This is a genomic window from Rheinheimera sp. F8, from assembly GCF_001518915.1.
The window spans coordinates 3285390-3305552 of the sequence record NZ_CP013656.1 but is presented as its reverse complement, the minus strand read 5'-3'; the positions used below and the strand labels follow the sequence as shown (position 1 = coordinate 3305552).

The following is a 20163-nucleotide window of genomic DNA, read 5'->3' as shown; positions in this document are numbered from 1 at the left end:
CAGTCGGCCCCGTTTTTTTACACCTTCAACTGCGTAGCTTGTGCTAACAACTCGCTGCTGACGTCTTGCTGCAGCGTGGCCTGTTCTGCCAGCACTGTCATCGCGCTGTCAGTTTCAACCGCAGACTGGTGAATTTGCGCCAGTGCAGCACTGATTTGCTGGCTGCGGGCACATTCGTTGCGGCTTAACAGATTAATATCAGCAGAGATCTGGCGGATCCGGCCGGCCGCGTGGCGAATTTCCTGTAAAACAGCTTCGGCATGGCCGGCACTTTGTAAACAGTGCTCAGCAGTTTGTTGCTCCTGTTCTAATCCTTGTCGCGTTTGCGTCACAGATCCGGTCAGGCGGTTTAGCATGGTTTGAATTTCAGCAGTTGCTTTGGCGGTATTCGCCGATAAGCGCCGGACCTCATCGGCAACAACCGCAAAGCCCCGGCCATGCTCACCGGCACGCGCCGCTTCAATCGCCGCGTTTAACGCCAGCAAATTGGTTTGCTCCGCCACACCACGGATGGTCTCCAGCACTTGCATAATATCAGTTGCTGCCTGATCCAATGTCAGCATACTGTCGACCGAATGGCCAACCTGTTCCGCCAGTTGGCGGATCTGAGAATTTAATGCGCCGACACTGTCTTCACCGGATAACGCCTGTTGGTGGGTCAGTTCTGCGTCGTTGTTGGCCTGCGTGATCTGCACCTGCAATTGTTGTAATGCGGTCGCGGCTTCGGCCGCTTCGACATCGAGCTGCGTTAATGCGGCCTTCTGCTGATAGACCGCAGTTTTACTACGCATGCTGATTTGCAGATTCTGCGCCGCCAGCTCCTGACTTTGCTGTGTGGCATGCTGCACGCCGCGCAGCAGCGTCGATAACCGGCTGAACAGTTGCTGCAGTGCTGTCGTGGTCTGATCCAGTTCGGTATCCCGTTGCGGCGCAAACTGTTGGCGTAAATCTTTCTGTTCCGCGGCTGTAGTCAGCTGTGCCGACAGTTGTTCCAGTGGACGCGCGATGCCGATGCCGAGCCGGCGGGTCAGCCAAAACACCGCAATCCCCAGCAGCAACGCGGTTAAGGCGCTGCTATACCACAGTTGTTGATTCAGTTGCGACAGTGACTGATAGAGTTCATCACTGCGTTGTTGCGTCACCAGCAACAGCGGATGACCGCCTAAATCAATCGCTTCACTGCGTTGTAACCAGCGATAACCATCTTCTGCCTGAATTTGTCTGGATTGTTGTTTTCCTTGTAGCAAGGTCGCAACTTCGGCTGCGGCCGGGATCGGTTGTACGGCGTTCCTGCTGGTGGTCAGCTGCTGGCCGGTTGCATCCAGTAGGAAACTGTCGCCACTGTCACCGAGACCAATTGCTGGCCAGTTCTTGCCATTTGACATCAATTGGCTGACGGTTGACAGCGGCAATTGCGCCACCAGCACACCGCTGATTTTTTGGTCCTGCGGGCTGAACACCGGTGCCGCCATAAACATCGTCAGCTGATCAAATTGGCCACTGAATGGCGCGGCTGCAGAGACTTGCCAGCCATTCGCCGGATTTTTCAGAACCTGCCGTACCAATTGCGCCAGCTGCGTGTTGGCAAAAGCACCATCCTGCAGGGAAGTGGCAAACACTGGACTTTTATTCACTGAATACAACACCGCTTTGGACTGGGCGTCGACCAGATACAGTTCGTCATAGTGCAGGCGGGTGACGATTTCACGGAAACTCTGGTGGAATCTTTTGTGTTGTTGTCCGTAGACGGAGCCGTCGGCCCGATCCACCAATTTCGCCAGCGCGGCGGCGCCATGTGGATTGGTAGCCAGGTAATAGCGCTGCAACAATAAAGTTTCAAGCGACGCTTTGCTAAGCCAGCCGGTTACATCGGCTTTGGCCTGGTGCTGAGCTGCCAGTGGCAGATATTGTTGCTGATACCATTGCGTGACTTCAGCCCGTAACGCGTCGAGCCCAGGATTTTCCACTTCATAGCGGTATGACTGGTAGGGGTTACGCAGCGCCTGCAAGGCTTCTTGCGTCATCCGGTTGTGCGCCAGACTCTGCAGCATATCGCGCTGCTGGTCCATGTATTGCGCCAATGCCTGACGCCGGCCCGTGGCCACTGCCAGAAAACGCTGGTCGATGCTGCTGCTGAGCGCTGCTTCCGCAGCGCGGCCTGCCATTGAACTGCTGATCCCGACTGCCAGCAACATTGCGCTGATTGTGGTACCACCCATTACCCACATAAGTCTTTGTGCAATTTTCATCGTCAGTATTCCACCATTACGCCGGAGTTCCGGCTAAAACTGCGCAGAGCTTAGGAGGCTTAGATGACAAATATGTGACAATGAGGCCGTTTGGCCATCTGGATGTTATTAACTGCTTGTTTACCCGGCAATGTTGCTGTCATATTCATTTTTTGAATAATCATAGTGTTTATAGTTATAGGGAACTTTTGGTATAGTTTGCCGGTATCCGGTTTATTGCGCTGTTACGCGCCAGGACGTCGACATGATCCCGCTGCAATTTTCAGTTTTTTTCGATAAAGACAGTAACACCTTTAGTTATCTGGTGTGGGAGCCCAGCACTCAAGCGGCTGTGGTGATAGATCCGGTGCTGAATTTCGAACAGGCTTCCGGACGTACTGCGACTACCGGCGTTGAACAGGTGGTGGCCGAGATCCAAAGCCGGCAGCTGAACTTGCTGTATATCCTGGAAACCCATGTACACGCCGATCATCTGAGTGCGGCGGCGGAGTTGAAATCGCGGTGCGGCGGCACGGCGCAGGTTGGCATTGGTGATCAGATCTGCCGGGTACAAAAAGTCTTTTCTGCGCTGTTTGCCTTACCTTCGCAAGCCGACGGCGCACCTTTTGACCTGTTACTGGCTGACGACGCCACATTGCCGCTCGGCCGCGCCAGCATCAAGATTATCCATACGCCGGGCCACACGCCGGCTTGTGTGTCTTATCTGATTGAAGATCTATTGTTTGTCGGTGATACTTTGTTTATGCCGGATTACGGCACGGCGCGTTGTGATTTCCCTGGCGGCGATGCGGCAACTTTATATCGTTCGATCCAAAAACTGTTTGCGCTGCCAGACGAGACCCGTATGTTGATGTGTCATGACTACGGTGCACCGGGCCGGCCGGCAGTGGCCAATGAGACTAGTGTTGGTGCGCAAAAGACCGGCAATATCCATGTTGGGCAAGGCCGCTCCGAAGCTGATTTTGTGACGCTGCGCACCGCCCGTGATGCGACGCTTAGCATGCCCAGGCTATTATTGCCGTCGGTCCAGGTCAATATGCATGCCGGTGAATTACCAGCGCCAGAAGCCAACGGCATTCGTTATCTGAAATTGCCCTTAGATCAATTTTAAGCAGGACTTTCGCATGAACCAGCCACGGCGGTTATTGGTTGCAACGGACATTTTTGGTGCCACTGTGCCGTTACAGCAAGCATTGGCCACGTTACAGGCCAAGGATGACAGATTGCAGATAGAGATCTGCCAGCCGGATAGTTGTCTGGCCGTGCCGGTGTTTACTGATGACCAGCTGGCTTATCAGGCGTTTATCCAGCAGGGGGGGCTGGAACGCTATCAGGTACAGGTGAAGGCCAGGTTACAGGCACAACCTGCGGATTTGTTGCTTGGTTTCAGCGCTGGTGCTGCGGCCCTTTGGTCTGTGTTAAGCACGGCGACTCCAGGCGCTGGTAAAGCCTTGTTGTGTTACGGCGGCCAAATTCGCCAATACACTGAGCTGATGCCGCAATGGCCGGTCACTTGTCTGTGGTCAGACGAACAGCATTTTGATGTCCGGGCATTGCAATTGACTTTACAGCAGCATCCCCAGCTAAAACAGCTACACTGGCCGCAACCGCATGGTTTTATCAACCCGCATTCGAAAGGTTATCAACCAGAAGCGGCAAGTGAGTTCTGGCGGCGCTGTCAGCAATGGATAACGGCGGGGGATTTCTGACTTGAAATCAGCCATCAGCAGCCCAACTTACTAATCATTCACATTTCAATCAATTCGATTACATGACTAATATTCACTGCGCTTTTGTTCGGCTGGCGCCGGTCGCTAGCGACAATTACGAAGCCGTCTGTGATTTAAAACTGCACCAAACACAGGAAATTTACCTGGCGTCGAACCTATGGTCGCTGGTGGAGGCTGCCTATGAGCCGGGTTGTTTTCCGCGGGCAATTTATCAGCAGGATCAGCTGGTGGGTTTTGTCATGTGGGTACAGGAAACGCCGCAACGGGTGTCCATCTGGCGCCTGATGGTTGACCGGCAGTTCCAGCAACAAGGCATTGGTCGCGCTGCATTAAAGCTTGCTCTGGCTGAGATCCGGCAGATGGCTGGGGTTCAGCAGATAGAGATTTGTTATGTCCCGACCAACCCGGTGGCGAAAGATTTTTACGCCAGTTTAGGTTTTGTCGAAACCGGCTGGGACGAGGCTGGCGAAGAGATGCTGGCGGTGATTAACCTCTGAATAGCACAAACGGGCCCGAAGGCCCGTTTGCTTTTACTACTTCACTTCAATTGACACACTCTTGAGGTGAATTCTGGGTCGTCAGACTGCCAGTGATCTGCCCCCCGGCAAATCAAACCAGCGGTCCGGATGCTCAACGTCGGGGCTCAGCGAGCACTTTATTAAGCACTTTTTCGAGCGCGTTATCGGGCGTTGGTGCTCTCAAAGATCTTGTCGGCAGAAGCCGCAACAAAACCGGTGTAGAGCGAGCCGTCCGCCGTTGGGTAACGCAGCGCGAACTCATAGAAGCAGCTAGGAACCGATAAAACACCATCGGTGAAAGCCACTTCGGCTTCATCGGCCAGCGTTGAGGATTGCTCCAGCAACACGTCCGCTGAACCTTTGATTTCGCCGCCAGAGGTATTGAGCGGGAAACCGGCATCTTTTAAAGTCTGGTTGACACTTTGCAGGCTGGTGAAATTCTGCAGCGCATTGACTGATACTGTGAAATGGTTGGCGCGGAAACCCCAGACTGCCATCCAGGCGGCGTATTCACTTTCTTCCAGCAGCAGTCGGTAAGTCGCTTGGTCAATGTTCCAGTGCCGGCCTGAATAGATAAAGTTCTCTGCAGTCACGGCCTCAGCAGGGATTTGATCAACTAACTTCTGCACCGCTTGCTGCAGCATTGGCGAGCATTTTTCTACCAGCAGCTCAGAGATAAACACTTTTGGCGCCGTTGGATCCGGATGCTCAAAATGCTTGGCGTACAGCTTTTTCGCCTCAAAATGGTATTCGCCTGCTTCCCTGTAACCCACAGCAATAAAATGTGCAGCCAGTTTATCGAGGCCGACTTTATCCAGATTAAATGTGCGCAGCGCGATGTGGTCGTTGATCACATCATCTTGCTGACCTGAACCAAGCAGGGCATGGATTTGCTCCGCTGAAGGGGTCAGTTGCACGTAGTCTTGCCACAGAGCGACGAATAAATCTTTAAAATTGCTATGCATGGGTTTGCCTGTTATTTACTGCTAAGGCCACAGATTTTACAACTTGTGGCCGGAACTACTTTGATCTTAATAAAACTTGTCGTCGAACTTTTGCGATTGTACAACCAGCTCAGAGACTCAGCCCCGGGCTTAAGGTCGCTGGCAGGCTGACTTGGTCGGCTTCAACCGAGGCCACCGGGTAAGCACAATAATCCGCTGCGTAATAAGCGCTGGCGCGATGGTTACCACTGGCACCAATACCGCCAAAAGGCGCGCTGCTGGATGCGCCGGTGATCGGCTTGTTCCAGTTAACGATGCCGGCACGAATACGACTGAAGAATAATTCGTAATCGCTGGCGTTATCCGCCAACAAGCCGGCTGACAAACCGAAACTGGTGTTATTGGCCTCATCGATGGCTGCTGACAGCTCGCTGTAGCGGTACACTTTTAACAGTGGGCCAAAATGTTCTTCATCCGGTAATGCTGCGGCATGCGTCACATCGATAATGCCTGGCGTGACAAAACCCAGGGCCGGGTCGAGCTGCGTCAGGCGTACTAAAGACACGCCACCAAGCGCTTCAATGTCCGCCTGGGCTTTAACCATACCGGCCGCCGCTTTGCTGCTAATCATCGAAGCATAAAACGGTTGTACTTCGGCAAAAGGCGCGCCCACCGCTAACTGTTTAGTTGCTGTGACCAAAGCCGCTAAAATGGCATCGCCATTAGCAGACTGTTCAATAAATAAGCGGCGGGCACAAGTGCAACGCTGACCACTGGTGATAAATGCCGACTGAATAATGTCATGCACTGCGGCTTTGATGTCAGCAACGTCTTTGACGATCAGCGGATTATTACCGCCCATTTCCAGCGCCAGAATTTTACCGGGATGACCGGCAAATTGTTTGTGCAGCAAGTGCCCGGTGTTTGAACTACCGGTGAAAAACAAACCGTCGATGCCCGGTAAATTGGCAATGGCTTTGCCTGTTGCTACTTCACCTTGCAGTAAGTTCAGCACGCCGGCTGGTAAACCAGCAGCCTGCCACAGTTCCAGCGTGTGCTGCGCGACCAATGGCGTCAGCTCTGATGGCTTAAACAGCACGGCATTGCCAGCGATCAGTGCCGGTACAATATGGCCATTGGGTAAATGACCCGGGAAGTTGTATGGGCCAAAGACCGCGACTACACCATGCGGTTTATGCCGGATAAAAGCACGCGCGCCTGGCATCGGGTTTTCCACAGTGCCGGTGCGCTCCTGATGGGCTTTGACTGAAATCGCGATTTTGCCAATCATCGCCGCGACTTCAGTGCGGCTTTCCCACAAAGATTTACCGGTATCCAGTGCAATAGTGCGCGCTAAGGCTTCAGTGTTGGTCTTGAGCTGTTCGGCGAAAGCTTCAGCAATCGCAATACGTTCCGCCAACGGCCGGGTGGACCAGCTGTAAAATGCTGTGCGTGCCGCTTGATAGGCCTGTTGTACTTGCTGTTCATCGGCCGCCTGGCCTTGCCAAATCACCTGGTTTGTCGCCGGGTCGACCGACTGGAACAATGCACCAGCACCTGATTGCCACTGACCATTGATCAGCTGTAAGCCCTGAATAATGCTTGTTGCCTGACTCATTTGGCACCTCTGTCCAGATTTAAATAACGCACTTCATCGCCTGCATTGACCTGTAGGCCATCCGCGATCGCTTGCGTGATAATCAACACGTCGCCATCAAGCTGCGCCTGATTGCTGATGGTGGCGCGAAAACCGGCCACCTGCGGATTCGAGATCGCAAGTGTGGGACCTTCTACCGGCGCACCAATCGCGACTTTAATCCGGTGGCTGCTACGTACCGATTTAATTTGTTTGAGCTGTGCTTCAACCGTCGGGCCCGCATCAAACAAATCGACATAACCACGGTGAATAAAGCCTTCATTTTCCAGCAGTTTCAAAGCTGGCGCTGTATTGACATGCACCTGACCAATCACGTCCTGTGCTGATTTTGGCAGCAGCGACACATAAATCGGGTGACGCGGCATCAGGTCGGCGATAAAACCTTTATTACCTATGCCAATCATATGGTCGGCGGTTGGGAAGTCGATGCTGAAAAAATACGACTGCAGCCATTGCCAGAACGGTGGCAGCGCATTTTCATCGGCCATGCCGCGCATCTCAGCGATGACGATTTTAGAGAAGCGTTTTGGATGGTCCGCCATAAACATAAAACGGACTTTCGACAAGAAACGGCCATACATGCCGCTGCGGTAAGGTTCACGCAGGAACAACGTACAAATCTCTGATACGCCGGTGTAGTCGTTGCACATGGTCAACACTTCCACCGGGTTGTAAACGTTCAGCTCGTTGCTGTGATGCACCACGGTGCTTTTATGGAAGTGGTACAGCGGCGTGGTGAGACCAACCGATGCTTCGATGCCGGACGTGCCTAGGATCTCGCCGGTTTCGGTGTCTTCCAGCACAAACAGGTAACCCTGATTGCCGGGCTGCTCGGTATCGATACCAAAGCTGTGCTCGGAATGGGCGATTTTTTGTTTCAGTTTCTGTTCGTTCACCGGCAGCGAGGTGAAACCAGCACCAGATTCGATGGCGATTTGCATCAGCGCCGGGTAATCGGCTTGGGTAATAGGGCGGATCAATAACATGAAAAAGTCCTGACAAAAGCCGGCATATCACGCCGGCTTGTTCTTGTTACAGATCAGCCGCGGGTCGCGACCAGTTTGGCAATGGCCGCTTCAAAACGCGCCATACCGTCGAGAATATCCTGCTCCGGAATGACCAGCGACGGCGCAAAGCGCACCACGTTGTAGCCGGCCATCAGCACCAGCAGACCTTGTTCGGCGGCTGCGAGCATAAAATCACGGGATTTGCCGGCCCACTCGGTACTGAGTGCAGCACCAATCAGCAGGCCCTGACCGCGCACTTCACTGAACACCTGGTATTTGGCATTGATAGCGTGCAACGCATCTTTAAACAGCTTCTCACGGGCTTTCACGCCGTTTAAAACTTCCGGTGTGTTGACGGTGTCATAAGCCGCCAGCGCCACAGCACAGGCCAGCGGGTTACCGCCGTAAGTGCTGCCGTGTGTGCCTACGACTAAATGTTTGGCTATCTCAGTGGTGGTCAGCATCGCGCCGATTGGGAAGCCACCGCCGAGTGCTTTAGCCGTGGTTAATACGTCCGGCGTGACGCCGAGGCCCATATAGGCATAGAGCTCGCCGGTCCGGCCAACACCGCTTTGTACTTCATCAAATACCAGCAGCGCATTGTGCTGATCACACAGCTCACGCACACCCTGAATAAATTCTTTGCTTGGGCTGATGATGCCGCCTTCGCCTTGTAATGGTTCTAACACCACGGCACAGGTCCGGTCAGAGATCAGCGCTTTGAGGCTATCCAGATTGTTGTATTCAGCATGGTCGATATCAGCCGGTTTTGGCCCGAAGCCGTCAGAATAAGCCGGTTGACCACCAACAGTGACGGTAAACAGCGTGCGGCCGTGGAAGCCCATTTTAAAGGCGATGATTTGCGATTTTTCTGCACCGAATTTATTCAGTGCCACGCGGCGAACCAGCTTCAATGCCGCTTCGTTAGCTTCAGCGCCTGAGTTGGCGAAATAGACTTTTTCCGCGAAGGTGGTGTCAACCAGACGCTGCGCTAATGCCAGCGCCGGTTCGTTGGTCATGGTATTGGATAAGTGCCATAACTTATTGGCTTGTTCGGTCAGTGCTTTGACCAGCACCGGATGGCAGTGGCCCAGACAGTTGACGGCGATACCGCCGGCAAAATCGATAAACTCGCGATCCTGCTGATCCCACAACCGGGAGCCAAGGCCACGCACCGGAATGATCGGTGACGGGGCGTAATTGGGGACCATAACTTCATCAAACAGGGCGCGGGTTAATTGCATTGCGAATTCCTCGTCAGTGGTGTCGCCGTCTGTAGCGGCTTTTGAAGTCCAGGTATCGCTCTACACGCTGCGGCTATTGCGCAGGCATGCGGCATTCCTGGACGGAATGACCTTATTATATTGGGCAGGGTCGTCAAACTGCAGTATCATTATCGGCAAATATAGGTTTTGTTTTGACATATTGACGGAGTAATTAAACAAAATGCTAAGCAAAGAAGATGAAAGACTGTTGGCACTGCTCAGAACCAACGCCAGATCGAGTGTGTCAGACCTGGCCCGATTACTGGATCTATCGCGCTCCACGGTACAAACGCGCATCGCCCGGCTGGAGCAAACCGGCGTCATTCGCGGTTACGTGCTGGACTATGGTGACAGCTACACTAAATCACTGGTGTCGGCCCATGTGTCGATTAAAGTGAAACAAAAGCTGACGGTCAAAACTAATAATGAGCTGAAGCAAATTGCGCAAATTGCCGAACTGTATGCCATCAGCGGTGAATACGACCTGATCGCAGTGGTTCAGGCGCAAAGCACTGAACAACTCAGTCATTTGCTCGATCAAATTGGTGATCTGGACGGCGTGGAACGGACTAATTCCTCAGTGATCCTCGAAACCAAATTTAAACGTTAAGGTCAGAACGCTGTGATTGCTGGTAAGGCAACAACAAATAGCCTGTAGCCACCGGTAGCCGCAAATGTCCGACCAGTTGTCTGAAATTTTACTACAGGGTCAGAACAGCGGTAGAATCCGCCCACTTTGCGCCAGATGGCCGCTATTTCCGGGAATATTATGAGTCAAGCAGATAACACCCCTTTGTACACCCATTATGCCGGCCCAGCGCTGCTGGAAACGCCTTTACTGAACAAGGGCAGTGCATTTAGCCGTGAAGAGCGTGCTGCATTTAACTTAACCGGCCTGCTGCCACCACGTTATGAAAGCATCGAAGAGCAAGCCGCGCGTGCTTACATGCAATATTCCTCATTTGAAGAGCCAATCAACAAACACATCTATCTGCGTGTGGTGCAGGACAACAATGAAACTTTGTTTCACCGTCTGCTGCAAAACCATCTCGAAGAAATGCTGCCTATTATCTACACGCCAACGGTCGGTGACGCTTGTGAGCGCTTCTCTGACATTTACCGCAGCGCCCGTGGTTTGTTTATTTCTTACAGCGACCGCGATCAGTTAGACGATGTGCTGCGCAGCGCCACCAAGAAAAAAGTCAAAGTCATTGTGGTTACCGACGGTGAGCGTGTATTGGGCCTTGGTGATCAGGGCATTGGCGGCATGGGGATCTCGATCGGCAAATTGTCACTGTATACCGCCTGTGGCGGCATCAGCCCGGCCTATACCTTGCCAGTGTGTCTGGATGTCGGCACCAACAACGAAAAACTGCTGAATGACCCGTTTTATATGGGCAATCGTCACCGTCGTATCAGTGGCGACGAATACTATGAGTTCGTCGACAAATTTATCAAAGCCGTGAAACGGCGCTGGCCGGAAGCGATGGTGCAGTTTGAAGACTTTGCGCAGCCCAATGCAATGCCATTGCTGAAACGCTACCGCGACCAAATCTGCTGCTTTAACGACGATATTCAGGGCACTGCAGCGGTGACGGTCGGCACCTTGTTGGCCGCCTGTCGCTCAAAAGGCACTAAATTATCGGATCAAAAAGTGGTGTTTGTAGGCGCAGGATCTGCCGGCTGCGGTATCGCCGAGCAGGTCATCAGCCAAATGGTCAGCGAAGGCATCGATGACGCCACCGCGCGCGGTCAGGTCTTTATGGTCGACCGCCATGGTCTGTTAACTGACGGCATGGAAGATTTACGTGACTTCCAGCAGGCGCTGGTGCAAACCAAAGTCGCCATCAGCCACTGGTCTTTCAGCGGCGATTACGCCTCGCTGCGGGATGTGATGAACTGCGCCAAACCAGACATCTTAATTGGTGTATCTGGCGTCGCCGGGCTGTTCACTGAAGCCGTTGTCAAAGCGATGAAGAAAAACTGTGCGCTGCCTATCATTATGCCGCTCAGTAATCCAATCAAACAAATTGAAGCGCGGCCGGAAAAAATCATTGAATGGACCGAAGGTGAAGTCATTATCGCCACTGGCAGCCCGTTTAAACCCGTTGAATACAATGGCAAAACCTATCCGGTTGCGCAGTGTAACAACAGCTACATTTTCCCGGGGATCGGGCTTGGTGTGCTGGCCTGTAAAGCCCGCCATATCAGTGATGAGATGCTGCGGGTGGCCAGTGAGACGTTGGCGGCGGCATCACCGCTGGCCAACACAGGCGAGGGCGGCATTCTGCCTCCGTTAACGCAATTATCTGAGTTATCAAAAGAAATTGCCTTTGCGGTCGCCAAAATGGCGATGGCACAAGGCCATGCACTGGAAATGGATGACGAGCGCCTGCTGCGCAAAATCAACAGCAATTTCTGGAAACCAGAATACCGTTTGTATAAGCGCGTCAGCAGCTAAACACAAACCGACGAAAGCACGGCCAAAAGATCGGCGAAACACAACCTTGTGCTTCGCCGTTTTTTTTCTGTGTTTTTTCTTATCCACTGACCAACTTTTTTAAATCAGGCTGCGACCAACCAGCATCATCATTTCATTGATAGCCCGAGGTCCTTATGCCATCCAGCAAACAGCGTTACATTCCAACCTATCATTTTCATCGTTTCACCTTGGTCATCGTGCTGCTGAGCAGCTGCGGCCTTGCACTTGCCGCACAACAATCGTCAGCAAAACAATCAGCGCCAACCGACTACAAACTGCAGGTGCTGAAAGACTGCAAATTATTGTCCGAGCGGGCTTTGACCGCAGCAGAGCTCGACGCCTGGCAAAATCTAAAAAAAGCCGAACTGAAAATGGACCAGCTGCAGATCCCACTGGATCAGATGAGCAAGGCGCTGGAGCCACACCAGGACAAAATGGAGCAACTGAGCGCAGAGCTTGAGCTGCAAACCAAACGCGACCGGATGCCGGATGAAACGCTATTGGAACAAACCCGCATGACGGCAGAGCGCATCGAAGATATTACTGACAGTTATCAGGGCGATATCGACGCTATCAGCAGCTATGGCGATGAAATCAGCAAAGTCGCCAAAACCTTTGAACAGCAGATCACCGCGCAATTGCCGCAAGGCAGTTATGACCAGCTGCGGGTGCTGAAACCCGGCGAGCAACCAGATAAAAACTGCCAGAGCGGGATGTTTTTTAGCAAATCGCTGCATTTTAACAAAAACAAAAGTTGATCCAGCCCGACCAGAGTTGACCTGCGGCCAGTTTTCTTTAAGCTTGGCCGCAGATTTAACCGAGACCATGCAGGAAGACAGATGTTATTTGTGGTGATGTTGGGTGGCAAACACCCGGCGGCGAAAATCGAAGTGCATGACGTCGTGTTCGCTTTTGGTGAGCAGCTCAGCGATTGCCATGCGCAGCTCCGTCAGCAATGGTTTGGCGCCGCTAAAAACCTGCATATTGATTCCTGGTGGCAAGTGCAGGGCGTTGATGGTTATCAGCTGCATTTTAGCGATGTGGCGCCCAAAGCCGGCGACCCACGGCTCTATTTCATTAATCTTGGTGGTTATTTGCCCGGCAGTTTTGGTGAGGACCATCAGTATTTGCTGGTGGTGGCACAGAACCCAGCCGAGGCGAAACAGCTCGGCAAACAGCGCATGCCGCGGCAGTGGGATAAACCGCACACCGATAATCTGTATGACGTCGACGATTGCATCGCCATTGATGCTGTGGCCGGTCGTTATGTTCAGCTGGTGCCGGGCGATTATGCGCCGGCACGGCAAGGTAATGATTACATCCTGCTGTAGAGCACGATCTCCCCCAAGTGACTGCGACAATTTGCCACATAGGGGCAACAGGAACTTTTCCGTAAAATCAGGCACATGCATTTTTTAAAAGGTATGTGCCTGCCGTGACCACGCTGAATCCATTTCTCTCTTCATTCAAATTATCTCGTCTAACGTTAGCGCTGAGCCTGTTCTGCTTGCCGGCCTCTGTTCTGGCGGATATGGCTGCGAATGCAGCTGATGCCAACGCGGAAAAAGACATTGAACGTGTCCAGGTCACTGGAGTAGTTCTGAACGGGCCAGGCCAGCTGGTGATGGACCCGAAAGCGCCGCGTCAGCCCTTGCCGGCGCACGATGGTGCCGACTATCTGAAGACTATCCCGGGGTTTTCGGTCACACGTAAAGGCGGTGCCGATGGTGACGCCGTGTTCCGCGGGATGGCCGGGTCTCGCCTTGGTATTCTGGTCGATGGCGAAAACATTCTCGGCGGCTGTAACTTCCGGATGGATGCACCAACGGCTTATATTTACCCCGAATTACATGATTCAATGACCGTGATAAAAGGCCCGCAATCGGTGGCGCATGGTGCCGGCCATTCCGCGGCGGTGATCCTGTTTGACCGCAACGTCGCGCCTTTTGAACAAGCCGGTTTTCGCACACACAGCAGCCTGACCACCGCAAGTTTTGGCCGCCATGACGAACTGGCCGATCTGCAATTCGGTCAGCAAAATGGTTATGTGCTGTTAAGTGGCAGTAACTCCACGTCGGATGACTATCAGGATGGTGACGGTAACGACGTGCATTCACGTTATCAGCGCTACAGCGGCAATATCGCAGTCGGCTGGACGCCGGATGTCGATACCAAAGTGGAGCTATCCGGCGCGCGCAGTGACGGCGAAGCAGCATATGCCGACCGCGGTATGGATGGTACGCGTTTCCGGCGCGATAGCCTGAATCTGCGGGTGGAAAAAACCAATATCACGCCTTGGCTCGAGCAGGTCAAAATCCATTGGTTCGACAATGAAGTCGACCACCTGATGGACGACCAGCAATTACGCAAGCCGGGCATGATGGGTTATGCAAACTTGCTGCGCGATACCAAAGGCGGGCGCCTCAGTGCGGTCTTTACGCCGTCAATGAATTACAAAGTAACGCTGGGCGCAGATCAGCAGGACAGTGGTCATAGTTCGCGCTCGGCACCCGCATCCGGCGTTTATAGCGCGCTGCTGGATGATGCCGGGATCTCTCAGGTCGGTGTTTTCGCGGAATGGCGCTTTCAGCTCGCCCAATTTGACGCAGTCGCCGCTGGCTACCGGCTGGACCAGTGGCAAGCCACGGACGAGCGGCTGAAAATCGCTGGCATGATGAGTTCAATGCCAAACCCAACTGCCGGACAGCGGCGCGATGATGACCTGCACAGCGGTTTTGCCCGTTATGAACATCAGTTCAGCGCAATTCCGGCCAGTTGGTATATCGGCGTCGGCAGCACCGCGCGTTTCCCGGATTATTGGGAATTGATCGCCAAAGAGGGCATTAAATCAAAAAGTGCGTTTTTGGACATAGCGCCGGAACAAACGACGCAGCTCGATACCGGTTATTTGTTTAAAGACGCAGACACTGAATGGTCAGTCTCAGCGTTTTACAATGAAATCAGTGATTATATTCTGGTCGACTACAGCAACATGATGAAATCAAATGGTTTTGTCAGAAACATCGACGCCAGCAGTTATGGCGCTGAACTGGGTGTTCAGCAGAAATTTTCTCATTATTGGCAATCCGACCTGACATTGGCTTATACCCGTGGTGACAACGATACCGACGGCACTGCATTGCCACAGATCTCCCCATTGGAAATCAAACTGGGCCTGAGTTACGCGCTGGACAACTGGTCTGTGGGTTCGTTAGTGCGTATTGTTGGCGCGCAAAGTTATTTCGATCGTGACAAAGGCAATATCGTCGGCAAAGATCTGGGCTCAACGCCGGGATTTGCCGTGCTGTCATTGAACGGCAGCTGGCGTCCGGTAGCAAGCTTGCTGCTGACCGCCGGCGTCGACAATCTGCTCGACCGGGCTTATGCCGAGTTTGTCAGCCGTGCTGCGGGCAACGGCATGGGCGGCGGCATCCCGGGTTATGTCCAGACGTTACGCGTCAATGAACCTGGCCGGACGGCCTGGTTAAAAGCGCAGTGGAATTGGGATGGGCAGTTCTGATACGTGCATCAAAATCATGCAGTGATGGGAGGACTTTGGTAGTGGCTTTACGCATCCAGCAGCAGTTATAGTTGGCAGATGATTGCCGTAAACAGAGACTGCGATGTGCGGACGCTTGAATGTCACTGATAATCCGTTATTAATTGAACTGTTGGAACAGCTTGGTATCCACTTGTATCCGGCGGCTAGCACTCAGACGGAACAAGCACCGGCACAATTAGCGCTGGATCTGCCAATCAGAACCGGGCGTTTTATCCGTGCGACTAATCTGGTGAGTATTGTTCTCCAGCAAGATGGCCAGCGCCGGCTACAAGATGCCATCTGGTGGCTGCTGCTGGAGCAAACAGAACAAGGTTTTAAACCCGGTCCATACACCAGTTTTAACACCAGATCCGACAAACTCCATGTGCGGGGCAGCGCGGGTTTTCAGGCGTATCGCCAACAACGTTGTATTATTCCAGCCAGCGGTTTTGGCGAAACAGAAATAGTGCAGGGCGTCAGTCGCTACACCGATTTTATCGGACAACGTGCCTTGGCCTTTGCCGGCCTTTACCGCACCTGGCTGAATAAAAACACCGGCGAACTCACCTATTCCTGTTCAATCATCACCTTAGCGCCACACCCAAAGCTGACGCCATTTCACAGCAAAGCCATGCCGATGATGTTACCACCAAGCGCATTTGACCTATGGCTGGATCCGGACAGCAATATCAATCAGTTCAATGATTTACTGCAACCAAAGATCTACACAAGGCTACGGGCCATTCCAATCAATAAACCAAGTTTGTATCAGGCCATTGCAGCTGTGGTTGAGGTAGAGGCGGATGATGAGGGTTAGGCTAAAGCTAAATAGCTTTGTGATAGCTAGTGCCATCAAAAATAGTGGCAAAACCACGTCCGCCCAATTTTGTTTGATAAAGCGCTTTGTCTGCCTGTTCAAAAATATCAGCTATTGGTTCTCCTTTATTGACAATCGCAGTACCCAAACTGCAAGACGCAGCCTCGTCGGATAATCGGGCCGCAAGACGCTTTATACGGTTATTGATGTCCGTAAAGTCTTCGCAACAAAGCAGAATTGCAAACTCATCACCACCTAAGCGTCCACAGAATTCATTTTTCATGCATTCTTTCGACAGCACCTGAGACACTCTTTTTAACAGCGCATCGCCATACTGGTGTCCATGGTTGTCATTGATAGTTTTGAAAAAATCGACATCTATCAAGATAAAGGTGGTGATTTTTCCAAAAGCAGAAGATGCCAACATATTCTCCATTTTGCTGTTAAAGGACCGGCGATTCGGTATCCCGGTGAGACTGTCTGTGTTAGCAAGTTCTGAATTAATTTTCAAAAGGTGACTGACGTAACGAATAAGTTCAGCGGTAAGAGTCAGATGCAACCATCTGATCAAAAAATTCCAGGCTATTACGCCTTGCGATAAGTGCGCGCCATCACTCAAGTAATTGGCCGAAGTCCAGGCGATTACGATGACAAACACCAGTAAATGAGTTTCAGGTCTGGTTCGAGTCCAGGCAACAAGAAACATAGGAAGTAAGTAGAAGGCAGACACTGTGATCAATACACCAGAGTAATAATCTGCTGCTGCTATGATAGCAACGATTAAAAGGGCGACTGGCCACACAAACCTCAAGTTAATGCGACTGAGAACTTTGTTCAATTAACTGAATTCCAAGAAAAATTAAGTCTCGATCTAAGGTATAGGTTAGTTTTACATCTTTTACGATCGCTGGCTCATTTACCAAGCGAGAGAAATTGGTCGCCGTGAATAGCAGCCTGATATCGCGAATAATGCTCTGGTGTTTTTGTTCGACGAATGAAGTAAAAGTTATCTGAGCTGCCAGCAATGACCGTTGGCAATGTCAGTCAGTACTGGATTGAATTTCGCCATCTGACACCAGAACAAGCCATGTCTATTGCTGAACGCTGCCAAATGGATATCGGCTAAGTGCTGGTTCGGTTGGATATGGAAAAAGCAAAGTCACCGGCAGTCAGGGCAGAGTTTGAAAAAGTGCTAAAGAGATTAGCGGGAGCCTTTGCGGCCGTCGTGTTGACGATGAGCCTAGCTCTGACACCAAGTCCGAGTGAAGCATCTGCTTCCGCATAATCATATTTAACATAATATACATTATGGGATATTAAGTATCTAAGTGAAACGCCTATATCTTTATTAATATCAATTACCTATCTATTCGCCTAATTTATCAATAGCTGTTGGATTATCCACAGTTCTGCTCAGTTATCTGCAATTCTCTAATTCAAACGAATACCGCTGCGACTTAGTACTGTGGCATGTCCGCTAATGTATTAGTTATGTGAAATGCTTGCGTGGCTGTTGCTGGCTAACTGAATCAAAGTTAAAGACTTTTCTGTGTTTGTCATTTGTGGCAAATTGACGTTGACGCTGTGCTGGATTGCGCGCGTGTGAATCTTAAAAATTTCAATGCTATGGAGAGCTTTATGTCTGATTCTATGCTGTATTTTTTCGGCGCTATTTTACTGCTAGTCGTGCTGAAACTGTTATTTGGTAAAAACAACGCTGCTGGCCAGCCGTACAAATATGTTCTGAATAAAACGTTGTTTACGCCCGCGGAGCGTTCTTTTCTTGGTGTACTGGATTTAGCAGTTACAGATCAATACCGGATCTTTGGCAAAGTTCGGATCGCCGATATTTTGTTACCAGCCAAAGGCCTTAACAAAAGTGACTGGCAAACTGCCTTTAACCAGGTTTCCTCCAAACACTTTGATTTTGTGCTGTGCAATAGACAAACGCTTGAAGTCATTGCTGTGATTGAACTGGATGACAAAAGCCATCAAAAAGCCAAAACACAAAACCGCGACTCGTTGATTGCTTCTGCATGCGCCACCGCAGGCTTACCATTAGTACGTTTTACGGCACAATCCAGCTATCAGGTGACTGAAATTCAACAGAAAATCCAGACAGAATTAACGGCAAAAAGTGATTGAAAACAGTTATTTCTGAGCTTATTCTGGTTAGAATTCTCCTAAAGATAACAGCGCCCTGCTCGTCTTTTCGCCTGGTTTTAGCGACTTTAGACACAAATAACAACAGTAATTTCATCGTGCAACGATGCTTACAAGCAGCTGTTTGGCCGCTGCGATGCTAAGCCAGTTGCACCTTATGAGTATCATTATCCAAAACCCGAAAATGTCCCCCTGGGCAAACGAGTGACGGCCCCAAGCCGGAACCCGAAGCCCAGAAAGAACAAATTTATATCGCCGGTTATGAGAAAACATCTCGGGGTGTGAATATGGCTTTTGTGACCGCTGACGGAGAGCCGTACTACCCGAAAAGCTATGCGGTCAAAAAGCTGGGTGACTGTACTGCTGTGGTGCGGATCGATAAGAAAATTCTGGACCTGCCCTGTATGCCGGATTCGATGGCTTATACTCAAACCGATGTTTTAAAACCAAGCCCGATTACTGAATAACTGGAAACGACAGAAAGCTAAAAGCCTCGCGCTTTTAGCTTTTGGCGTAATTGAGCAGTATTCAAATTGCCCGCGAACGCACGTATCTTTGTTATAGGATTTCTCTTCTCATTAGTTTTTGAAAGTGATCGTACATAGCTTTTGCTTGTTTTTGCTTCTCATCCCATTCAGCTTTATTTTTAGGTTTTCGCCCAAATTCATCTTGTGTCGCTATCAAAGATCCGTTTTTCCCACCGATGAATATCTCGCCACCTACACCGAGCAAGTTAGTACTTTTTGACTGGAAAATTTTGTCAAACGACCCCCAGTCCATCTTTTTCAGCTGACGCTCCGGAAATAACCAATCCTTCTGAGCGGCCGCAATATATTTGGTAGCACGCTTTTTGAGGATATAATTTATTGCAAGCACCTGTTGTTCATTCAGTTCTCTATCTTTAATAATTTTACTGTAATTGATTAGCGTATCATCGAAAAGTCTGGGATTTGTCCTCACTTGATCCGCTTTGAACTTTCCTGGGCTTCTTGCAAATTCGATATGAGTAAGAATGGCGCAGTGGTTAAGATCTAAAGGGAAGATAGTCCTAGTGCCTTTTAGTGCCATATGTGGCTCTGAAGGAAATTTGCACTTTGGATGACCGGGATAAAATACAGAATTGTAAAAAGTAATAGGACTATCACTTACAATAAACTTAGTGTCTGAATTATTTGCTCCGACTATTTCCATGGAAGCTTCTGCCCACATGGTGCAATGCAATCTGCGGATTTTTTGCATTTTGAACAGGAGATCATTCTGATCATTTGCCTTTGTATACTGCATTAGCCATCGCAAACCTTTAGGCGTTCTTAGCCATTGGGCATCCATATACTCATAAAAATCTATAATCTTGTTGCGAAGTTCTGTCATCCAATTAGGATGAGTTAAAGCGGCTACAGCAGCCGCTCCTTCTGTATCAATCTTTCCGAAAAGCAGTCTTTCAATATCGTCATTCGACCTTCCAAAAAAATTAGTCGTATAGAGGTCTACCTCATAAAACAGTTTCGCTGGGCCCTTTGTTAGGATTTTGCCTTTCTCAATTTGAGTACCGTCAGGTTTAGTAATAACTTCAGGAGATAAGTCCAACGCAAAATACGCACTCTGGCCATCAAGTAGGAATCTCTTCTGGTACCACTGAGGTACATAGTGATGTTTGCTAGATTGCTTCAAGAAACTTCTCCGTGTTAATTCATACATTCACAGCTACTTTGAGGTTGCTGCTCTGTAATTTCCTTCGTCAGCATTTTTTGCTTTTTCTTTAAAACTTAAGTGAAACCACTATTTAGACA

The 20163-nt window shown here is 50.8% G+C and carries 18 protein-coding genes; 11 read left to right on the top strand and 7 right to left on the bottom strand.

What is annotated here, in order from left to right; genetic code table 11:
- Positions 1-17 precede the first annotated feature (17 nt).
- Entirely contained in the window at positions 18-2249 is a 2232-nt protein-coding gene (locus ATY27_RS14765) for a methyl-accepting chemotaxis protein (RefSeq protein ID WP_208931390.1), read from the bottom strand.
- Positions 2250-2493: 244 nt separating this feature from the next.
- On the opposite strand from ATY27_RS14765, the gene ATY27_RS14760 reads away from it, so the two are divergent.
- The 3 genes from ATY27_RS14760 to ATY27_RS14750 all read left to right on the top strand — a co-directional run bounded on the left by ATY27_RS14760 (position 2494) and on the right by ATY27_RS14750 (position 4476).
- The gene (locus tag ATY27_RS14760; protein WP_208931389.1) at positions 2494-3360 is read left to right on the top strand and encodes an MBL fold metallo-hydrolase; all 867 of its coding nucleotides are present in this window, start codon (positions 2494-2496) and stop codon (positions 3358-3360) included.
- 13 nt (positions 3361-3373) lie between these two features.
- On the top strand, positions 3374-3958 hold the full coding sequence (locus tag ATY27_RS14755) for a dienelactone hydrolase family protein (RefSeq protein ID WP_208931388.1): 585 nt from the start codon (positions 3374-3376) through the stop codon (positions 3956-3958).
- 62 nt (positions 3959-4020) lie between these two features.
- Positions 4021-4476 carry a GNAT family N-acetyltransferase gene (locus ATY27_RS14750; RefSeq protein WP_208931387.1) on the top strand — a complete coding sequence of 152 codons (456 nt, stop codon included), beginning with the start codon at positions 4021-4023 and terminating at the stop codon, positions 4474-4476.
- A 182-nt stretch (positions 4477-4658) separates the two neighbouring features.
- Here ATY27_RS14750 and ATY27_RS14745 read toward each other — a convergent pair whose 3' ends face one another.
- The 4 genes from ATY27_RS14745 to ATY27_RS14730 all read right to left on the bottom strand — a co-directional run bounded on the left by ATY27_RS14745 (position 4659) and on the right by ATY27_RS14730 (position 9349).
- Positions 4659-5462 (bottom strand): DUF1338 domain-containing protein, encoded by an 804-nt coding sequence (locus tag ATY27_RS14745; RefSeq protein WP_208931386.1) that lies wholly within the window; start codon positions 5460-5462, stop codon positions 4659-4661.
- A gap of 109 nt (positions 5463-5571) precedes the next feature.
- Positions 5572-7059, bottom strand: coding sequence for a succinylglutamate-semialdehyde dehydrogenase (astD, locus tag ATY27_RS14740; RefSeq protein ID WP_208931385.1), 1488 nt, complete (start codon positions 7057-7059; stop codon positions 5572-5574).
- Complete coding sequence (gene astA, locus ATY27_RS14735) at positions 7056-8084, bottom strand: arginine N-succinyltransferase (protein WP_208931384.1); 1029 nt, start codon at positions 8082-8084, stop codon at positions 7056-7058. The genes astD and astA overlap by 4 nt, the downstream gene beginning before the upstream one ends.
- A 53-nt stretch (positions 8085-8137) precedes the next feature.
- On the bottom strand, positions 8138-9349 hold the full coding sequence (locus ATY27_RS14730; protein ID WP_208931383.1) for an aspartate aminotransferase family protein: 1212 nt from the start codon (positions 9347-9349) through the stop codon (positions 8138-8140).
- Positions 9350-9551: 202 nt separating this feature from the next.
- Between ATY27_RS14730 and ATY27_RS14725 the strand changes: the two genes are divergently transcribed.
- From ATY27_RS14725 to ATY27_RS14700, 6 genes are all read left to right on the top strand, one after another.
- Positions 9552-9980 carry an Lrp/AsnC family transcriptional regulator gene (locus ATY27_RS14725; protein ID WP_208931382.1) on the top strand — a complete coding sequence of 143 codons (429 nt, stop codon included), beginning with the start codon at positions 9552-9554 and terminating at the stop codon, positions 9978-9980.
- A 159-nt stretch (positions 9981-10139) separates the two neighbouring features.
- Complete coding sequence (locus tag ATY27_RS14720; RefSeq protein ID WP_208931381.1) at positions 10140-11831, top strand: NAD-dependent malic enzyme; 1692 nt, start codon at positions 10140-10142, stop codon at positions 11829-11831.
- Between the two features lie 155 nt (positions 11832-11986).
- Positions 11987-12610 (top strand): hypothetical protein, encoded by a 624-nt coding sequence (locus ATY27_RS14715; RefSeq protein WP_208931380.1) that lies wholly within the window; start codon positions 11987-11989, stop codon positions 12608-12610.
- A gap of 81 nt (positions 12611-12691) precedes the next feature.
- Positions 12692-13183: a DUF1543 domain-containing protein gene (locus ATY27_RS14710; RefSeq protein WP_208931379.1), complete on the top strand. Its 492-nt coding sequence runs from the start codon at positions 12692-12694 to the stop codon at positions 13181-13183.
- Between the two features lie 200 nt (positions 13184-13383).
- Complete coding sequence (locus ATY27_RS14705; protein WP_208931378.1) at positions 13384-15372, top strand: TonB-dependent copper receptor; 1989 nt, start codon at positions 13384-13386, stop codon at positions 15370-15372.
- A 103-nt stretch (positions 15373-15475) separates the two neighbouring features.
- Entirely contained in the window at positions 15476-16210 is a 735-nt protein-coding gene (locus tag ATY27_RS14700) for an SOS response-associated peptidase family protein (protein ID WP_208931377.1), read from the top strand.
- A 7-nt stretch (positions 16211-16217) separates the two neighbouring features.
- On the opposite strand, the gene ATY27_RS14695 is transcribed toward ATY27_RS14700, so the two are convergent.
- A complete protein-coding gene (locus tag ATY27_RS14695; protein ID WP_208931376.1) occupies positions 16218-17048 on the bottom strand; it encodes a GGDEF domain-containing protein in 831 nt (276 codons plus the stop codon).
- A gap of 800 nt (positions 17049-17848) precedes the next feature.
- Here ATY27_RS14695 and ATY27_RS14685 point away from each other — a divergent pair.
- Both ATY27_RS14685 and ATY27_RS14680 read left to right on the top strand, forming a co-directional pair.
- Positions 17849-18355, top strand: coding sequence for a DUF2726 domain-containing protein (locus ATY27_RS14685; RefSeq protein WP_208931374.1), 507 nt, complete (start codon positions 17849-17851; stop codon positions 18353-18355).
- A gap of 305 nt (positions 18356-18660) precedes the next feature.
- Positions 18661-18840, top strand: coding sequence for a hypothetical protein (locus ATY27_RS14680; RefSeq protein WP_208931373.1), 180 nt, complete (start codon positions 18661-18663; stop codon positions 18838-18840).
- Between the two features lie 91 nt (positions 18841-18931).
- Here ATY27_RS14680 and ATY27_RS14675 read toward each other — a convergent pair whose 3' ends face one another.
- On the bottom strand, positions 18932-20044 hold the full coding sequence (locus tag ATY27_RS14675; protein WP_208931372.1) for a DUF4238 domain-containing protein: 1113 nt from the start codon (positions 20042-20044) through the stop codon (positions 18932-18934).
- Positions 20045-20163: the final 119 nt, after the last annotated feature.